General features: G+C 59.6%; 11 protein-coding genes and 4 tRNA genes. 6 read left to right on the top strand and 9 right to left on the bottom strand.

What is annotated here, in order from left to right:
• Positions 1-11: 11 nt before the first annotated feature.
• A complete protein-coding gene (locus AACQ95_RS01945; protein ID WP_241280443.1) occupies positions 12-326 on the bottom strand; it encodes a hypothetical protein in 315 nt (104 codons plus the stop codon).
• A gap of 209 nt (positions 327-535) precedes the next feature.
• Here AACQ95_RS01945 and AACQ95_RS01940 point away from each other — a divergent pair, with 209 nt between their 5' ends.
• Positions 536-2,179 carry a methyl-accepting chemotaxis protein gene (locus AACQ95_RS01940; protein WP_241280442.1) on the top strand — a complete coding sequence of 548 codons (1,644 nt, stop codon included), beginning with the start codon at positions 536-538 and terminating at the stop codon, positions 2,177-2,179.
• Positions 2,180-2,183: 4 nt separating this feature from the next.
• On the opposite strand, the gene AACQ95_RS01935 is transcribed toward AACQ95_RS01940, so the two are convergent.
• Genes AACQ95_RS01935 through AACQ95_RS01925 form a run of 3 tightly spaced genes read right to left on the bottom strand, consistent with a single transcriptional unit; the run spans position 2,184 to position 7,108 of the window.
• Positions 2,184-3,461: a sigma-54-dependent transcriptional regulator gene (locus tag AACQ95_RS01935; RefSeq protein ID WP_241280441.1), complete on the bottom strand. Its 1,278-nt coding sequence runs from the start codon at positions 3,459-3,461 to the stop codon at positions 2,184-2,186.
• An 18-nt stretch (positions 3,462-3,479) separates the two neighbouring features.
• Positions 3,480-5,897: an ATP-binding protein gene (locus AACQ95_RS01930; protein WP_241280440.1), complete on the bottom strand. Its 2,418-nt coding sequence runs from the start codon at positions 5,895-5,897 to the stop codon at positions 3,480-3,482.
• The gene (locus AACQ95_RS01925) at positions 5,894-7,108 is read right to left on the bottom strand and encodes an ABC transporter substrate-binding protein (protein ID WP_241280439.1); all 1,215 of its coding nucleotides are present in this window, start codon (positions 7,106-7,108) and stop codon (positions 5,894-5,896) included. Before AACQ95_RS01925 ends, AACQ95_RS01930 begins: the two co-directional genes overlap by 4 nt.
• A 359-nt stretch (positions 7,109-7,467) precedes the next feature.
• On the opposite strand from AACQ95_RS01925, the gene AACQ95_RS01920 reads away from it, so the two are divergent.
• Positions 7,468-8,805: an MFS transporter gene (locus AACQ95_RS01920; RefSeq protein ID WP_098981175.1), complete on the top strand. Its 1,338-nt coding sequence runs from the start codon at positions 7,468-7,470 to the stop codon at positions 8,803-8,805.
• A 67-nt stretch (positions 8,806-8,872) separates the two neighbouring features.
• On the top strand, positions 8,873-10,351 hold the full coding sequence (pyk, locus tag AACQ95_RS01915) for a pyruvate kinase (RefSeq protein WP_241280438.1): 1,479 nt from the start codon (positions 8,873-8,875) through the stop codon (positions 10,349-10,351).
• Between the two features lie 28 nt (positions 10,352-10,379).
• Here the strand turns inward: pyk and AACQ95_RS01910 are convergent, their stop codons facing one another.
• The 5 genes from AACQ95_RS01910 to AACQ95_RS01890 form a co-directional block, all read right to left on the bottom strand.
• Complete coding sequence (locus tag AACQ95_RS01910) at positions 10,380-10,892, bottom strand: RICIN domain-containing protein (protein ID WP_241280437.1); 513 nt, start codon at positions 10,890-10,892, stop codon at positions 10,380-10,382.
• Between the two features lie 186 nt (positions 10,893-11,078).
• A tRNA-Pro gene (locus tag AACQ95_RS01905) sits at positions 11,079-11,155 on the bottom strand.
• 74 nt (positions 11,156-11,229) lie between these two features.
• Positions 11,230-11,315, bottom strand: a tRNA-Leu gene (locus AACQ95_RS01900).
• A 20-nt stretch (positions 11,316-11,335) separates the two neighbouring features.
• Positions 11,336-11,411, bottom strand: a tRNA-His gene (locus AACQ95_RS01895).
• Between the two features lie 51 nt (positions 11,412-11,462).
• Positions 11,463-11,539, bottom strand: a tRNA-Arg gene (locus tag AACQ95_RS01890).
• A 257-nt stretch (positions 11,540-11,796) separates the two neighbouring features.
• On the opposite strand from AACQ95_RS01890, the gene AACQ95_RS01885 reads away from it, so the two are divergent.
• From AACQ95_RS01885 to AACQ95_RS01875, 3 genes are read left to right on the top strand one after another with little or no spacing between them, the layout of a single operon-like run.
• A complete protein-coding gene (locus AACQ95_RS01885) occupies positions 11,797-12,387 on the top strand; it encodes a TetR/AcrR family transcriptional regulator (protein ID WP_042873563.1) in 591 nt (196 codons plus the stop codon).
• Positions 12,384-13,490: an efflux RND transporter periplasmic adaptor subunit gene (locus tag AACQ95_RS01880; protein ID WP_098981179.1), complete on the top strand. Its 1,107-nt coding sequence runs from the start codon at positions 12,384-12,386 to the stop codon at positions 13,488-13,490. Before AACQ95_RS01885 ends, AACQ95_RS01880 begins: the two co-directional genes overlap by 4 nt.
• A 15-nt stretch (positions 13,491-13,505) precedes the next feature.
• The gene (locus tag AACQ95_RS01875; protein WP_098981181.1) at positions 13,506-16,586 is read left to right on the top strand and encodes a multidrug efflux RND transporter permease subunit; all 3,081 of its coding nucleotides are present in this window, start codon (positions 13,506-13,508) and stop codon (positions 16,584-16,586) included.
• The last annotated feature ends 56 nt before the right edge of the window (positions 16,587-16,642 follow it).

Here is a 16,642-nt window from a genome sequence, read left to right as displayed (position 1 = left end):
GCCTTGCGCCCCTAGCGTTTGAAGCTGTGGTCGCACGCCCTGCACCTATATTGCCGCGAAATCTGGCGATCTATGGTGCGGCCAAGCCATAACCCCAGCCCTCCTCCGGTTGCGCCCCCCAACAGGGCACCACCCAGAGCCCCGGCGACGGCACCGATGGGCACGCCTATCCCTCCCAACGCAGCCCCCATGCCGGCACCGACCTTGGCGAACGTGGCTGCGCAGGCATAACCGCCGGCGGCACCACATCCTATGGCGCAGGCCCGTCCCACCCGCTCATCCAATGCTTTATCAACCTCTTCTTTCAGACACCTCGGACATCTCATGATGTACCCCTTAGCCGACAGAATAGAATCCGCTGTTCACGCCCTGAACAAGTTTCGCTCTTATCTGCATCGGCTGCACTCGATTATGTACCGGTAATAACTCAAATTTTTACGGTTCCTGTTCGATAGCGTGACCCTCGCCTGAATCCCTTCAAAGCCTCAAACCCGATAATGGAACGTCATTTATCGCCTCAGCGAGACTCACCATCATGAAACTTCTGAATCGCTTATCCCTCACGACCAAAACCCGTCTTCCCGTGGTGATGGTGTTGATCATCATGTCCAGCGTCGTTGCCGTCGCCTACACCAGTTTCACCGAGCAGCAGCGGGTCAATCGCACCGTTGTCGAGCAGATACTGCCGGTACAAAACTCCCTTGAAGATGCCTATCGCGATTTCTATCAGGTCATTGCCGCAGGCCAGGGGCTGATCGTGGGTGGCCTCACCACCGAAAATGTGGCACATCAGAAAGCGGAATTTCTTGATAATGGCAACAAGGCGAGGGACAGGCTGAGTCAGGTGCAGACCCTGATCGATGCAGGCCTCCTCGGCAAGCAGTACCAGAGCAATCTTGACCTCATGTTGGCGGAGTTTGATCGCTGGCTCGCACACTATCAGGCCGTTTTTGCCGATCCCCATGAGAGCAGCCAGCTGCTCACCAATCACTTCCAGGCGTCACAGCAGCAGTTCACCAGCATCCGCCAGCAGCTCAACCTGCTCAAGGACGCCATCGAGCTATCTCAGCAGGCTCTCAGACAAGAGGTTCAGGCATCGAGCCAGCATGCGCAGCAGGTCTTGAGCATGGGCACGCTGAGCGCCATTCTGCTGGCCCTGACACTCACCTGGTCGGTCACCCGGCTCACGCTCAGGCCCCTCAACCAGATGCAGCGGGCGCTTGAGGATATAGCTCAGGGCGAGGGCGATCTCACCCGGCGCCTCACCATCACCTCGCGCGACGAGATCGGCGCCCTCGGTTCCGCCTTCAACCGCTTCATCGATCAGGTGCACAAGATCGTCAGCGACGTCAGCCAGATCGCCTGCACTGTGCAATCGGCATCACGGCAGCTGCACTCCCTGATGGAGCAGATGCTCACCAATGCCGAGGAGCAGCAGCGCCAGAGCGATCAAATTGCCGCTGCCGTGGAGGAGCAGAGTGCCACCAGCACCCTCATGGTGGAACACGCTAGCCAGACCGAACATGCCTCGACCAAAGCAGCCGGTCAGGTGCACAGCGCCACGACGGATCTGATGAATACGGTCGCGGCAATGGAAGCACTGGCACGGGACATTCACAGCTCGGAACAGGGTATCCAACGGCTGGAGCAAGATGTCGGGCACATTTCGTCAGTGCTGGATGTGATCCGCGGCATTGCCGAGCAGACCAATCTGTTGGCACTCAATGCTGCCATCGAAGCGGCACGGGCCGGGGAGCAGGGACGCGGCTTCGCCGTGGTGGCAGACGAGGTCCGCACCCTGGCCAGCAAGACCCAGCACAGCACGGGTGAAATACAACAGATGATCGAGCGGCTGCAACAGGGTAGCCAACTGGCTGTGCAGAAGATGGAAGCCAGCAGCCACAGCGGCACCCAGGCCGTCGCCCAGGCGCACCAGACCCGGGAGAGCTTGAGTCAGATGACGCAAGCGATCACCATCATCAACGAGATGAACGGCCAGATCCGGGATGCAGCCCATGAACAGAGCGGCGTCAGCACCGAGATCAACCACAATCTGAGCGTCGTCGCGTGCAACGGCCGCGCCATGCTGGAGAACCTGGAGATCATTCGCCAGACCTGTGGCCAGCTGGGGGCCCAGAGCCAACAACTGGCCACCACCGTGCAGCAGTTCAAACTCTGACGGCTCAGCCGGCAGGCTTGAACTGCTCCTTGTCGAGATTGTGTTTCTTCATGCGCAGATAGAGCTTCTTGCGCGGGATCCCGAGGTAGTGGGCGGCCTCGGTCACCCGGCCGGAGAACAGGAACAGGGTATCTTCGATCACCCGCCGTTCGAACTCTTCCACCAGATCGTCCAACGGCTCCTTGGCGCTGGCCAGCGGCATGGCCCGCTCAACACCAGCCAGTTTGACGATGCCCACCGCATAGAGCTCGGCCACGTTCCTGAGCTCGCGCAAATTGCCAGGCCACTGATGCCGCTTGAGCGTCTCCAGATAGGCGCGGTCCACCGCCGGCACAGGCTGGCCAATCCGTTTGCAGCCCTGACGCAGAAAGGCGCGAAACAGGGGGATGATGTCGCAACTGCGTTCGACCAGACGGGGCAACTTGAGCCGCACCTGAGAGAGGAAGTAGTACAGCTCCGGCATCAACTGTTGTCGCTCCACCAGCCCTTCCGGCGACTCGTCAAACAGCGCTATGGTGCGCAGGGACTTGTTCCCCTTGCGCTCCTGCTCCAGCAGATGGTTGCCCAGCCAGCGCTGGCACTCGGCCGTCAGTCTGGCGGGAGACTGCAGTACCAGGGTGCCCTGTTCGGCGAGCGCCAGACTGGCCTGTATCTCGGCCAGCGAGCCTGCCGACACGCAGTCATGCAGATGGCAGGGCTGTGCTTTGCGCGCGCTGATCCTGTGCAGCAGCAGTGCTAGCGTGTGCCGGCCAGAGCCGGCAGGCCCCTCCAGCATCAGATCCTTGTCGGTCTGTGCCAGCTGGTTGATCTGGTTGCGAATGGCCACTATCTGCGGGCTGGTTCCAATCAGCTCGTCATCGACGGCCGCCTGGATCTCGCTGCGGCGCGCCAGAGTGACGCGGCGCTGATGGCAGGCTCGCTCCAGCAGGGCCAGCAAGGCATGCGGGTTGAGCGGTTTCTCCAGAAAGTCGAACGCGCCCTGTTTCACCGCCCGCACCGCCAGGGGAATATCGCCGTGACCCGTGATCATGATGACCGGGATCTCGACGTCTATCTCCTGTACCCGGATCAGCAAATCCATGCCGTTCATGGCAGGCATGTAGATATCGGATACCACCACGCCAGGCCACTGGGCAGTGAGCTGGGTCAATGCCTCGTGGGCCGAGGTGGTAGCCTTGGGATGATAACCGGAGAGCCGCAACAGGTGGCAATAAGACTCCAACACGTCCTCATCGTCATCCACCAACAAGACGTTGGCCGGGCGGCTATGGGGTAACAACATTGACTGACCTCTCCTCGTTCATATGCTCATCGGATACTGGGCCCCCGGATGGGCAAAGTACACGGCCCCGCCGAACTCCAGGATCACCATGGCGCCGCCCGTCAGAGCCGAGCCCAGCAAGATCCCTGCGTCACAACGGGCCAGCAGGGAGCGACTGATGGTCAACCCCAGTCCCAACCCCACCTCCTTGGAAGTAGTGAAGGGGGTAAACAATCTGGGCAGTATGGCCTCACCGAAACCGGTACCGCTGTCGGCGATGGCAATCTTGAGCTGACTGCCATCCTGTTCCAGCAGCAACAGGCGGATCTCGCGGGTTGCCCGCCCGGCGATGGCATCCATCCCGTTCACCAGCAGATTGACCAGCACCTGCTCCACCAGCACGGGATCGGCCTCGAGCCAGAGCCCGGTGGGCAGCTCGTTCCTCAGGGTGCAGCCATCCCGTCTGGCCCTCGTCTCCAGCAGCAACAGGGCCTGCTCGGCCACCTGGCCCAGCTCGAGCGGGATGCGGGTCTCTTCGGTCGGCGACTTGCGCGCAAAATTTCGCAGCGCCGTGATGATGCGGCTCATGCGCTGGCTAAGCTTCTCAATCTTGCCAAGGTCATCGCCCAGTGTCTGGAGCTGTCCGGTATCGAGCGCGGCACGGCTGGTGTAGAGGTAGGTCATCATCGCCGACAGGGGTTGGTTGAGTTCATGGGCCAGACTGGTCATCGCCTGCCCCACCACCGCCATCTTGGCGGCCTGGATCAACTCATCCTGGGTCTGCAGCAGATTGCGCTGGGCATGCTGACGCTGCACTACTTCTGCTGCCAGCAAATGGTTGTTCTCGGTCAGCTCCCGGGTACGTTCCTCCACTAGCTGAGCCAGATCCCTGGCGGTCAGCTCCTGGCGGGTCACATCCGTGATGGTGATGATGAATCTGTGCCCCCGCCCCTGTTCGAAGCGACGCAGATTGAAATGCAAGAAACGGGGCTTGCCCTCCCGCTCGCTGGCAACCGTACACTCGCTGTAACCTAGCTGGTACAACGGCTGCCCCGGCAGGAACTGGCTGGCCAGCACTGTCCTGGCCTCTGCGGGAAAAGCCTGCCACAGCGGCTGATCCGGTTTGATGGTCGTCTGCTGGAACAGGGTCAACGCACTCGGGTTGACCGATTCTATGGTGCCATCCGGATGGCAGGTGATGAGACAGGCCTGGGTATTGTTGATGAGATTCAGGGCGTTGGCCCGTTCCATCTGCTGCAGTTGCTGACAGAAATGGCGCAGGCTCTCCCCCAGCTGGCCGATCTCGTCCCGCCCGCTAGTCCTGACCGGCAGATCCATCTTGCCCGCCGCAACCCGGGCCAGATCCTGCCCCAGTACATCGAGCCGCCCAATCAGCCGACGGCCGATCAACACCACCAGCACAAAAATGCTGAGCAAGATGGCGAGCGCGAGTACCACCAGGATCACCAGCTTGCCGGTAGCCACCATCTGGCTGCTGTTGTGTCCCAGCGTACTGAGAGAACGGTTTGCCTCGCTCACCATCAAGCTCACTCGCTGGTGATAGCGCGAGACTGCATCATCCAGCTGGGGCCGCAGAGCAGCCAGCCGCTGGTGAGTCAAGGCATCCGCCAGCAGCAACTGGTGCAGCTGCCCATCCGGCTTCACCAAGGTCACAATATCCTGCAGGATCTGGCGATAGCTGACGGTCGAGGGGTACTCCGCCAGGCGGAAGGTCAGCTCATCTATCTCGTCAATCTTGTAACCGATGAACAGAAACGCGCTTTCCAGATCCTGTTGATAACGCTGGGCAATGACCTCGTTGACCAGAGCCTGTAGCTCGTTTTCCTTGAACGTCAGATCCTGCAGGGCGGAAAACTCCTTGATGACACTGCCAAACTCGCCCATGTCATCCGAGCTGGCCACCATGCTGGTCAGATGCCACTCCACTTCCTGCAGCAGAGGGGCAACATCGTCCACCAGATCCTGATGCAGCCAGTTGCTGCGCTTTTGCAGCTGCTGCAGGGTTTCGAAGTGATCGATCTGCTGCTTCAGATAGCGGGCGTGATCAGCTACCAGGGAGCTCAATTCATCGAACGCCTGCCGCTGCGATGGTGTCTCCTGATCTCCCGGCGTTCCCAGCAGGTAGGCATTCTGGATGTCCAGCAGGGTGGAGGAAACCGAAATGGAGAGCCGCTGGTACTGCACCGGATCCCGGGTGTCACGCAACTGAGCCAGCAACAGCAACAAGCGGGAACTGGCGCGTTCCAGCTGATAGGCGCTGCCGATCGCGGGCAGGCTCTCCTCGACAATCAGGTTGACCTGCTGTCCCAGCCGTTCCCATACCATATAAGCGGCCATCCCCATGATCCCGGTCAGGGCCGTGATGGCCACAAAGGCGAGGATGAGCCGACGTCCCAGGCTGCTCGGCATGCGCAAGCTGCGCCCCAGCCGACTCATGGCTTGACCGCCTGCTCGACCAGGCGCTGTGCTTCGTTCAGTCGCCCCTCCGTCACCTGACGCCACTGGTGCATCACCCGCTCTGCCTGTGGATTGCCCTGCTCTCGATCGTACATGCCATCGAACAACGCCAGCAACGCTGGATCCCTCGCCTGCTGCTCGCTCAGGGGGGGCGTGCTGGCCTTGCTGCGCGCCTGCTCCAGCAGTTTGATCCGCCAGGGTTCCTGCTGGGTATCCGCTCCGTTAATCCCCTGCCAGGTCATTTTCAGCCTGGGCATCTGCTGGGTAATGGTCTGTTCGAACAGAGCTTTGAGCAGGCCAGCTCGCCGGTACAGCAGCGCCTTGTCGGTAACATAACGGGTCTGCCTGGCCAGCGCCGGCTGACTCAGTGTGGCCTTGGCCATGCCGGGAGTCCCTATGATGGCCTGCCCCCTGGCTGACAACAGATATTGGATGAACAGGGCCCCATTGGCCGGATTGGCACTGCTGCGGGTCACCCCCAGATAGGTCGGCAGGATCACTGAGTCCGGCATGATGTTGAAACCGACGTGCTCAAAGCGGGACTGGCTGTTGAGGGCATAACTGTCGATCACCAGACCGGCGCCGGCCAGCCCGCGAGTAATACCGTCGCTCACCCCAAAACTGCGCGCAGTAATGGCCGACAGGTTGCTACCGAGTCGCATCAACAGGGCCCATCCCTGCTCCCAGCCATACTGCTGCAGCACGCTCTCCACCATCATGTGGGTCGTGCCAGATTGGGAGGGGGAGCTCATCATGACATGCCCCATGAAAACAGGTGAAGCCAGCTGCTGCCAAGTGGTGGGAAGGGGTAACTGATATTTGGTCAAATAGTGGCGGTTATACATGATGCCGCTACTGGAATATCCGACGACCGCCACTTTATTGCTTAATCCCAGAGTATGCGGACTCAGCCAGTCCGGAGGAGTTGTGACGATCGGCAAAGGCGCCAGTAAACCCGCCTTATCCAGTGTGTTAAAAAAAGTCGGCGACGATGACATGATAATATCAACCGGAGGCGCCTCCGCCTCCGTTAATAATCGCAAGGATGGAATGGTGCGCCGATAAATAACCTCTACCCGGATCTCCGGATATTGTTCGGCGAAACCGTCGATCACCGCCCTGACCGGTGTCTCCGAGAAGGAGGTAAGCACAGTCAATGACGCGGCCTGAATGGTGCTGAATGGCAACATTACCACGGCCAGACAGAGGGGTAGCAGTCGGCAAAATATTGGCATAGGGTGTCTGTCGGCTCGCTATCAATGTCAGATTATGTGCTGCACATCTAATATTCAGCACATGCCATTATTTTTATTAAATGGGGGATGAGCCAGTTCTGACTCATATCACCCCGTCGGGATCGCTATTGTTATTCATTGAATATCAATAGGACAGTCTGAATATGTCACTTTTGACTCATGACATCCCTATGATTGAGTCAGTGTTGACCCATATCTGTCATTTTGCCGCCTGAAATTTTCCCTTCATATGATGGCAACCGCTATCAGAGCTTCCTCTGAAACCATGCTGCCAAATATAAACGGAGAACGACATGTTCAACTTTTTCAAGACGCGAGCAGACCTGCCGGTCATGGATGCCTCGCCCGATAAAATCCGCTCCATTTACCGCAAGTACCAGTGGCAGGTTTTCCTGGGACTGGTGCTGGGGTATGCCATGTTTTACGTGGTTAGAATGAGCCTTAACGTTGTCAAGAAACCCCTGCTGGATGCCGGCATAGTGACGCTGGAGGAGCTGGGGGTCATAGGTTCCGCCTTCCTGTTCACCTACGCCGTCGGCAAGTTCTCCAACGGCTTCCTCTCCGATTACGCCAACATAGGCCGCTTCATGTCGGTCTCGCTGGGGCTGTCATCCATCTGTACCATCCTGATGGGCATGAACACAGCGACCTTCTTCCTGGTGCTGATGTGGGGCCTGAACGGCTGGTTCCAGTCCGTCGGCTCGGCGCCCTCCTGTGTCTCCATCTTCCAGTGGTTCTCACCCAAGCAACGGGGCTCCGTCTATTCGATCTGGGGTGGCTCACGCAACATAGGGGAAGGCATCTCCTGGATCCTGACAGCCACCATCGTCAGCTACTTCGGTTGGCAGGCTGGTTTTATCGGGGCGGGTATTGCCTCTCTGATTGCGGCTCTGTGCATGTTCCTGGTACTGAAGGATCGCCCGCAGACTTATGCTCTGCCGGAACCGGCCGTCGCCTTCGGTGAGCAGGCCGAAATCGCCAAGAAAGTGGAGCCGGCCGAGATCCGCCGCGCCCAGCTGTTCATCCTCAAGCAACCCACCGTCTGGCTCATCGCCGCAGCCTGCGCCTGCATGTACATGTCCCGCTACGCCATGAGCTCCTGGGCCGTGCTCTACCTGCAGGAACAGAAGGGTTACAGCCTGATCGATGCCGGTTTCGCCATGTCAGCCTACCCCATCGCCGGTTTCGTTGGCGCCATCCTGGCAGGGGTCATCTCCGACAAGCTGTTCAACGCCAACCGCCACATCCCGACTCTGCTGTACGGTCTGGCCAACATAGCCGGCATGTGCCTGATGTTCTGGGGTCCGCAGAGCCGCATGATGGACGCGGTCGCCCTCGCCCTGATCGGTTATGCCATCGGTGGTCTGGTGGTGTTCCTGGCCGGTCTGACCGCCTGTGACCTGATGCCCAAAACGGCGGTGGGTGCAGTGAAGGGATTCATCGGTCTCTGTTCCTACATCGCCGCCTCCGGCCAGGAACTGGTCTCCTCTGCGCTGATCAAGACCAGCGTGATCGATGGCGTGACTCACTATGACTTCAGCAGTGCCCAGTACTTCTGGCTGGGCGCCTCTGTGGTCTCCATGCTGCTCGCTCTGACGGTGTGGAACGCCAAAAAAGTCGTCAACTACTGATACATGCCCAAGAAAAGGGTGGTCTGGTGACCACCCTTTTGCATTGTTGTCGCAACAGGAGAATCCCATGCGCAAGACCAAAATCATCGCCACTCTTGGCCCTGCCAGCTGCTCCGCCACCATGGTGGAGAAGCTGATCCAGGCAGGAGCCAACGTCTTTCGGCTGAATTTTTCCCACGGCAGTCCGGCGCAGCACCTGGCACTGGCAGCGCTGATCCGCACCACGGCCGTACGCCTCGATACCCACATCGGCATTCTGGTGGATCTGCAGGGCCCCAAGATCCGGATAGCCAGCTTCGCTGCGGGCAGCATACGGCTGCAGGCGGGAGAATCCTTCGTACTCGATGCCGGGCTCGATGACCGGCAGGGCGACCAATATCGGGTCGGGATCGACTACCCGGCACTGGTGAACGAGGTGTACGCGGGCAATATCCTGCTGTTGGACGATGGCCGTATCCAGCTCAGGGTGGAACAGATCGAGGGAACGCACATCGCGACCCGCGTGCTGGTGGGCGGCATATTGTCGAATCGCAAAGGCATCAATGTACTGGGCGGCGGCCTCAGTGCCCCGGCGCTGACCGCCAAGGATAGGGAAGATATCCTGACCGCCCACCAGCTCGAGGCCGACTTCGTGGCCATCTCTTTCCCCCGTTGCGCCGCTGATCTCGACGAGGCCAGAGCGCTCATTCGTGCCACCGGCAGCAAGGCAGCCATCGTCGCCAAGGTCGAGCGGGCAGAGGTTGTCGCCTCGGTCGAGGCCATGGACGAGATCATTCACGCCGCCGACATCGTCATGGTGGCCCGTGGCGATCTGGGGGTGGAGATCGGAGATGCCAGACTGCCCGGCGTACAGAAGAAGTTGATCAAGCGCTGCCGTGCACTCGGTTGCCCCGTCATCACCGCGACCCAGATGCTGGAGTCGATGATCGGCAGCCCCATGCCTACCCGGGCCGAAGTACTGGATGTGGCCAACGCGGTCATGGATGGCACGGATGCGGTGATGCTGTCGGCCGAGTCGGCGGCTGGACTCTATCCGGTAGAAGCGGTCGAAGCCATGGCCCGCATCGCACTGGGAGCCGAACAAGAGATGGAGCCCATGCCACCACGCTGGCGCAGGGACACCAGCCAGATTGATCAGTCCAGCCACTGTATGGCGCTGGCCGCCATGACCTCCGCCTTCAGCCAAGACAGCGCCTGCGGCATTGCCGTGCTGACCCGCCAGGGAGATGCGGTCATCGCCATATCCCGGGGCGGTCTCAACAATCCGATCTGGGCACTGTCAGACAACCGCCAGCTGCTCAATCAAATGGCGATCTTGCGCGGCGTCAGGCCGATCCACTATCGGGATAGCGACCCCCAGCACCATCACAACCAGCTGATAGACACATTGCGACGGGCCGATCAGCTGAAGGGGGTCCACTCCCTGCTGATCAGTCGCCTCGACTCGCTCGAGGGGTCTGGTCATGAGGATGTCTGTCGCCTGGTGCCATTGCCCGTTACGATACCCCAGCCAGAACGTCCGATAAATGCCGCGCATTCACACTGAGGGGAGCCACTCGTCTATCTCAAAAGCCTCACCAGATGAGGCTTTTCAGGTTCAGCTGGTCCAGCACGCTCGTTTCATTCTTCCACTCGAAGCTCTGGTTGGCGCCGCCGTAGCAATCCGCCAGCCGCAGCGGGGTACCGGGTTTGTGACGGCGTCCGGCGACATCCAGGCATAGCTCGACCTTGCGGTTGAACAGGCGATCCGCCTGCCACTGCCATTGACGACTCTCGTCCTGACACTCCGTCATGGCGATCTCACTCCCTCCCTTCGCCACCAGACAGCGCTGCTGGAGCTGCAAGGCACCGGCATCCCAGCTGAACTGCTGACCGGCCGTCTGGTCGCAAGGCTGGGTGATCAGCTGATCCTGGGCATTCAATGCCACGCAGAAACCACCGCTGGTCACCAGGGTGGAGGGGGTATCAGCGGCCTGCCTGGACGCGGCGCCCATCAGGATCTCATCCGGCTTGGGTTTGAACGAGCAGCCGCTGAGGGCCACGACAACAAGCGCCAGCGTGCTGACGCGAACGATATTAGGGTGCATATGACATGTTGGCCTGAAATGTGTTCAATGATGCCCACTTGCTGTGGGTCTGTGGCCCAGCATACCCGAAGCCGCGGCGAGAAAGTGCCAACAGAAGTGTAAACAGACGTGACAAGGTGTGACGACAGGAGAGATGGCAAACGCCAGAAAGCGAAAAACCCCGCCGAAGCGAGGTTTTTCTGAATATGGTCGGTGATAAAGGATTCGAACCTTTGACCCTCTGGTCCCAAACCAGATGCGCTACCGGGCTGCGCTAATCACCGAGACAATTTTCTTTACTAATTACTCTAAAGCACAAAGACGACCACTTGCGATCATCCTCGTCATACAGCAAGTATGGTGCGAAGAGAGGGACTCGAACCCTCACACCCGGGGGGCACTAACACCTGAAGCTAGCGCGTCTACCAATTCCGCCACCTTCGCATACCTGACAAGCTGTAAAATGGGGTGGCTGATGGGGCTCGAACCCACGACAACCGGAATCACAATCCGGGACTCTACCAACTGAGCTACAGCCACCACAGCTGTTTTCGTTCCACAACAACGCCCGTTTAACTGGCGCACGTTTGATGGTGCGCCCGACAGGATTCGAACCTGTGACCTCTGCCTCCGGAGGGCAGCGCTCTATCCAGCTGAGCTACGGGCGCTACGCTGTCGAACGGGGCGCATTATTGATGATGGGAGCATGCTTGTCTACACTTTTTTGCCTGCGCTGAATCAACCGCTTGTTTTTCCATCGCTTATGGCTGTTTTATGCCATTTTTCCTTCATTCAGGCTGGATCCAGTCCTCCCCCGTTACTTTGTCCCCCCACTATGGTGGTCAAACGCGCAGCAGAACTTGACTTGCCTCAAGGCCCCCCTAAAATGAATGAACGTTCATTCAGCCGTTGTGATAATCGAGTCATGAACAAGAAAGAACGCATTTTCAATGCGGCGCATGAAGTACTCGGCGAGCAGGGTTTCCACGGGCTATCCATTGCCGTGGTGGCCAAGAAAGCCAAGGTCGCGGCAGGCACCATCTATCGCTACTTCAGCGACAAAGATGATCTGATCCGCCAGCTCTATCAGCACACCATACTCCAGTGTCATCCCCTGGTCATGGAAGGGGTGCAGATAGAGGAGGTGTCGTTTCAGCAATTTCGGCGCTTGTGGCTCAACATCCACGCCATTTTTGCCGACGAGCCCAACGCGCTCAAATGCAAGTTGCAGTATGAGAGCTCTCCGCTGGGAGCCGAGCTGGAGAAAGACCCGGTCATCATGGCCGCCTGGGCACCTCTGGATCGCTTCTTCGAACGGGGACGTGAACAAGGTCTGTTTATCGATCTACCCGTCCGGGCACTGCAGGTGCTGAGCCTGGATTGCGTGGGAAGTCTGGCGTTGCAACGCCAGGTTCACCACTTTGAACTGACGCAAGAACAGCTGGAAGCCGTGATCCGGGCCAGCTGGAATGCCATTTTAAACCCCAATTTTTCCACCTCAGGAGCCTGTTCATGAAAAAGTGGATGGCCATCATGTTGCTGATAGCGCTTGCCCTGTTTGGCAGCGTCATCGGCTTCAATATGTTCAAGCAGAAGAAGATTGCAGAGTTCATGGCCAACCGGCCTGAACCCGAGTTCCCGGTGACCGCCATGGTGACCAAGGCGCAGGACTGGGTACCGACCATAGAAGCGATCGGCTTCATCGAACCGAACCAGGGGGTGACACTGTCCACCGAACTGGCGGGCACCATCGATGCCATCACCTTCGAATCCGGCAAGCCAGTCAAGGCGGAGCAGCTGCTGCTGAGCCTGGACTCCAGCGTGGAGAAGGCCAATCTGCAAGCCTCCCTGGCCAAGCTGCCGGCGGCGCGCGCCAAGTACGAGCGCTTCCAGAACCTCTTCAAGAAGAGCTCCATCTCCAAGGATCAGCTGGATGATGCCGAAGCCAGCTACCGCTCGCTGGAGGCCGACATCGAGAGCCTGAAGGCGACCATAGCCCGCCGTGAAGTCCGCGCCCCCTTCGGCGGTGTGGTCGGCCTGCGCAACGTCTTCCTCGGCCAGTACCTGCAACCGGGTACCGACATAGTGCGGCTGGAAGACACCAGCGTGATGCGCCTGCGCTTCACCGTGCCCCAGACCGACATCTCGAAAATCACTCTGGGCCAGATCATCAAGATCAACGTGGATGCCTATCCCCAGACCCAGTTTGATGGCCACATCACCGCCATCGAGCCGGCCGTCAACTACCAGAGCGGCCTGATCCAGGTACAGGCTGACATCCCGAACAACGACGGCCAGCTCCGTTCAGGCATGTTCGCCCGCGCCAGCATCATACTGCCCACGGTAAAAGAGCAGATGGTGATCCCGCAATCGGCCATCTCCTTCACCCTGTATGGCGAAAACGTCTATGTCATCCACGAGGTGGACGGTATGAAACGGGCCAAGCAGGTCGTGGTCAAGGCGGGCGAGCGTCGCGGTAATGACGTACATGTGCTGTCCGGTATCAAGGCCGGGGACGAGATAGTGTTGTCGGGCCAGGTTCGCCTGAGCAACGACACCAAGGTGCGCGTGGTCGAAAACGATGCCCTGGCCGTTCCGGCACAAACCCCGATGCTGTAAGCGCGGAGATCTGCAATGCGATTTACTGACATATTCATAAAACGGCCTGTGCTGGCGATCTCGCTCAGCTTCCTGATCGCCCTGCTGGGCTTTCAGGCCATCTTCAAGATGCAGGTGCGGGAATACCCCGAGGTAACCAATACGGTGATCACGGTCAGCACCAGCTACTACGGTGCCAGTGCCGACCTGATCCAGGGCTTCATCACCCAGCCGCTGGAGCAGGCGGTGGCGCAAGCCGACAACATCGACTTCATGACCTCCTCCAGCCAGCTGGGCAGCTCCACCGTCACGGCCTTCATGAAGCTCAACACCGACCCGAACGCCGCGCTGTCTGACATACTGGCCAAGGTCAACTCGGTGCGCTCCCAGTTGCCGAAAGAGGCGGAAGACCCCTCGGTCACCTCCTCCACCGGCTCCACCACGGCGGTGCTCTACCTCGGCTTCACCAGCCCGGAGCTGAACTCCAGCCAGATCACCGACTATCTGGAACGGGTCATCAAGCCGCAGCTGTTTACCGTGGGCGGCGTGTCCAAGGTTGATCTCTACGGCGGTGTCGAGTTTGCCCTGCGGGTATGGCTGGATCCGGCCAAGATGGCGGCCTTCAACCTGACCTCAAGCGACGTGATGACTGTGCTCAACAGCAACAACTATCAGTCGGCCACCGGTCAGGCGACGGGTTACTTCACCCTGTTCAACGGCAATGCCAAGACCCAGGTCAGCAATACCGAGGAGCTCAAGCGACTGGTGGTGGCCACCCGTGACGGCAAGGTGATCCGCCTCTCCGACATCGCCAAGGTGACGCTGGAGAAGAGCCACGACATCTACCGGGCCAGTGCCAACGGCCGCGAAGCCGTGGTCATGGCGGTCAACGCGGCGCCGACCGCCAACCCCATCAACATTGCCCACGACGTGCTGGAGTTGCTGCCGAGCCTGAAGAGCAACATGCCGAGCACCATGCAGGCCAACGTGCTCTATGACTCCACCATCGCCATCAACGAATCCATCCACGAGGTCATCAAGACCATACTGGAGGCGGCCGCCATCGTACTGGTGGTGATCACCCTGTTCCTCGGCTCGTTCCGGGCCGTCATCATCCCCATCATCACGATTCCGCTCAGCCTGATCGGCGTGGTGATGATGATGGATCTGTTCGGCTTCTCAATAAACCTGATGACACTGCTGGCCATGGTGCTGGCGATCGGTCTGGTGGTGGATGACGCCATAGTGGTGCTGGAGAACGTCGACCGACACATCAAGCAGGGGGAGGAGCCCTTCCGGGCCGCCATCATAGGGACCCGCGAGATAGCCGTGCCGGTTATCGCCATGACGGTCACCCTGGCCGCCGTGTATGCGCCGATCGCTTTGATGGGAGGCATCACCGGCTCCCTGTTCAAGGAGTTCGCGCTGACCCTGGCGGGGGCGGTATTCGTCTCCGGCATCATAGCGCTGACCCTGTCACCCATGATGTGCGCCAAGATGCTCAAGGCCAACGAGCAACCGGGCAAGTTCGAGAGCACGGTACACCACCTGCTGGATCGGATGACGGAACGCTACGACAGCATGCTGCACGCCGTGATGCAGAAGCGCATCGTGGTCGTGGTGTTCGCCGTCATCGTATTCGGCAGCCTGCCGCTGCTGTTCAAGTTCATCCCGAGCGAGCTGGCACCGTCGGAAGACAAGGGCGTCATGGCGGTGCTGGGTACGGCGCCCTCCAACGCCAACCTGGACTACATCGAAAACACCATGGCGGACGTGAACAAGATCCTGGATGAGCAGCCGGAAATCGCTTACTCCCAGGTCTTCTCCGGGGTATTCAACGCCAATCAGGCGTTTGGTATCGCCTCCATGGTGCCATGGAGCCAGCGTGAAGCGAGCCAGAAAGAGGTGCTGGACCGGGTCGCCGGACTGGTGAAGGACATCCCAGGGATGGCTATCACCACCTTCCAGTTCCCTGAACTGCCGGGTGCATCGAGCGGCTTGCCGATCCAGTTCGTCATCACCACCCCGAACAGCTTCGAGAGCCTGTTCCTGATCGCCAGCGAGATGCTGACGGCCACCCAGGCCAATGGCCAGTTCGTCTATTCGGATCTCGATCTGAACTACGACTCCGCCACCATGAAGATCAAGATCGACAAGGACAAGGCGGGTGCCTACGGCATCACCATGCAGGACATAGGCATCACCATGGGCACCATGATGGCGGACGGTTACGTCAACCGCATCGACCTGGATGGCCGCTCCTACGAGGTGATCCCTCAGGTCGAGCGCAAATACCGCATGAACCCGGAATCCATGAAGGGTTACTACGTGCGTGCGGCCGACGGCAAATCCATCCCGCTGGGCAGCCTGATCAACATCGAAGTCGTGGGCGAGCCCCGTGCCCTGCCCCACTTCAACCAGCTGAACTCCGCCACCATAGGCGCCGTACCGGCACCGGGTGTGGCCATGGGGGACGCGATCAACTGGTTCAAGACCACAGCCGAAGAGAAGCTGCCGCAAGGCTATCGCTACGACTTCATGGGTGAGGCTCGCCAGTTCGTGACCGAAGGCAACGCCCTCTATGCCACCTTCGCGCTGGCGCTGGCCATCATCTTCCTGGTGCTGGCCATCCAGTTCGAATCCGTACGTGACCCCCTGGTGATCATGGTGTCGGTCCCGCTCGCCATCAGTGGTGCCTTGATTGCACTGGCGTGGGGCATGGCCACCATGAACATCTACTCCCAGGTGGGCCTGATCACGCTCGTAGGCTTGATTACCAAGCACGGGATCCTGATCTGCGAGGTGGCGAAGGAGGAGCAGCTGCTGCACGGTCTGAACCGGACCCAGGCTGTGATGCAGGCGGCCAAGGTGCGGCTGCGCCCCATCCTGATGACCACGGCGGCCATGATCGCGGGTCTGATCCCGCTGCTGTACGCGGCCGGTGCCGGTGCGGCCCAGCGCTTCAGCATAGGCATAGTGATAGTGGCCGGTCTGGCGATCGGTACCATCTTCACCCTGTTCGTGCTGCCGGTGATTTACACCTACCTGGCCTCCGAACACAAACCCTTGCCCGTGTTTGATGAATCCATCCCGCCCAAGGCGAAAGGGAGTCATTGATCACCAATTTGAATGCAAAAGGCCCCGATTCGGGGCCTTTTTTTATCCCGCTAACG

This window comes from Aeromonas sp. MR19 (assembly GCF_963899305.1).
Classification (GTDB): domain Bacteria; phylum Pseudomonadota; class Gammaproteobacteria; order Enterobacterales; family Aeromonadaceae; genus Aeromonas; species Aeromonas bestiarum.
Note: the sequence above shows the minus strand (reverse complement) of the source record. Positions and strands in the feature narration are given on the sequence as shown.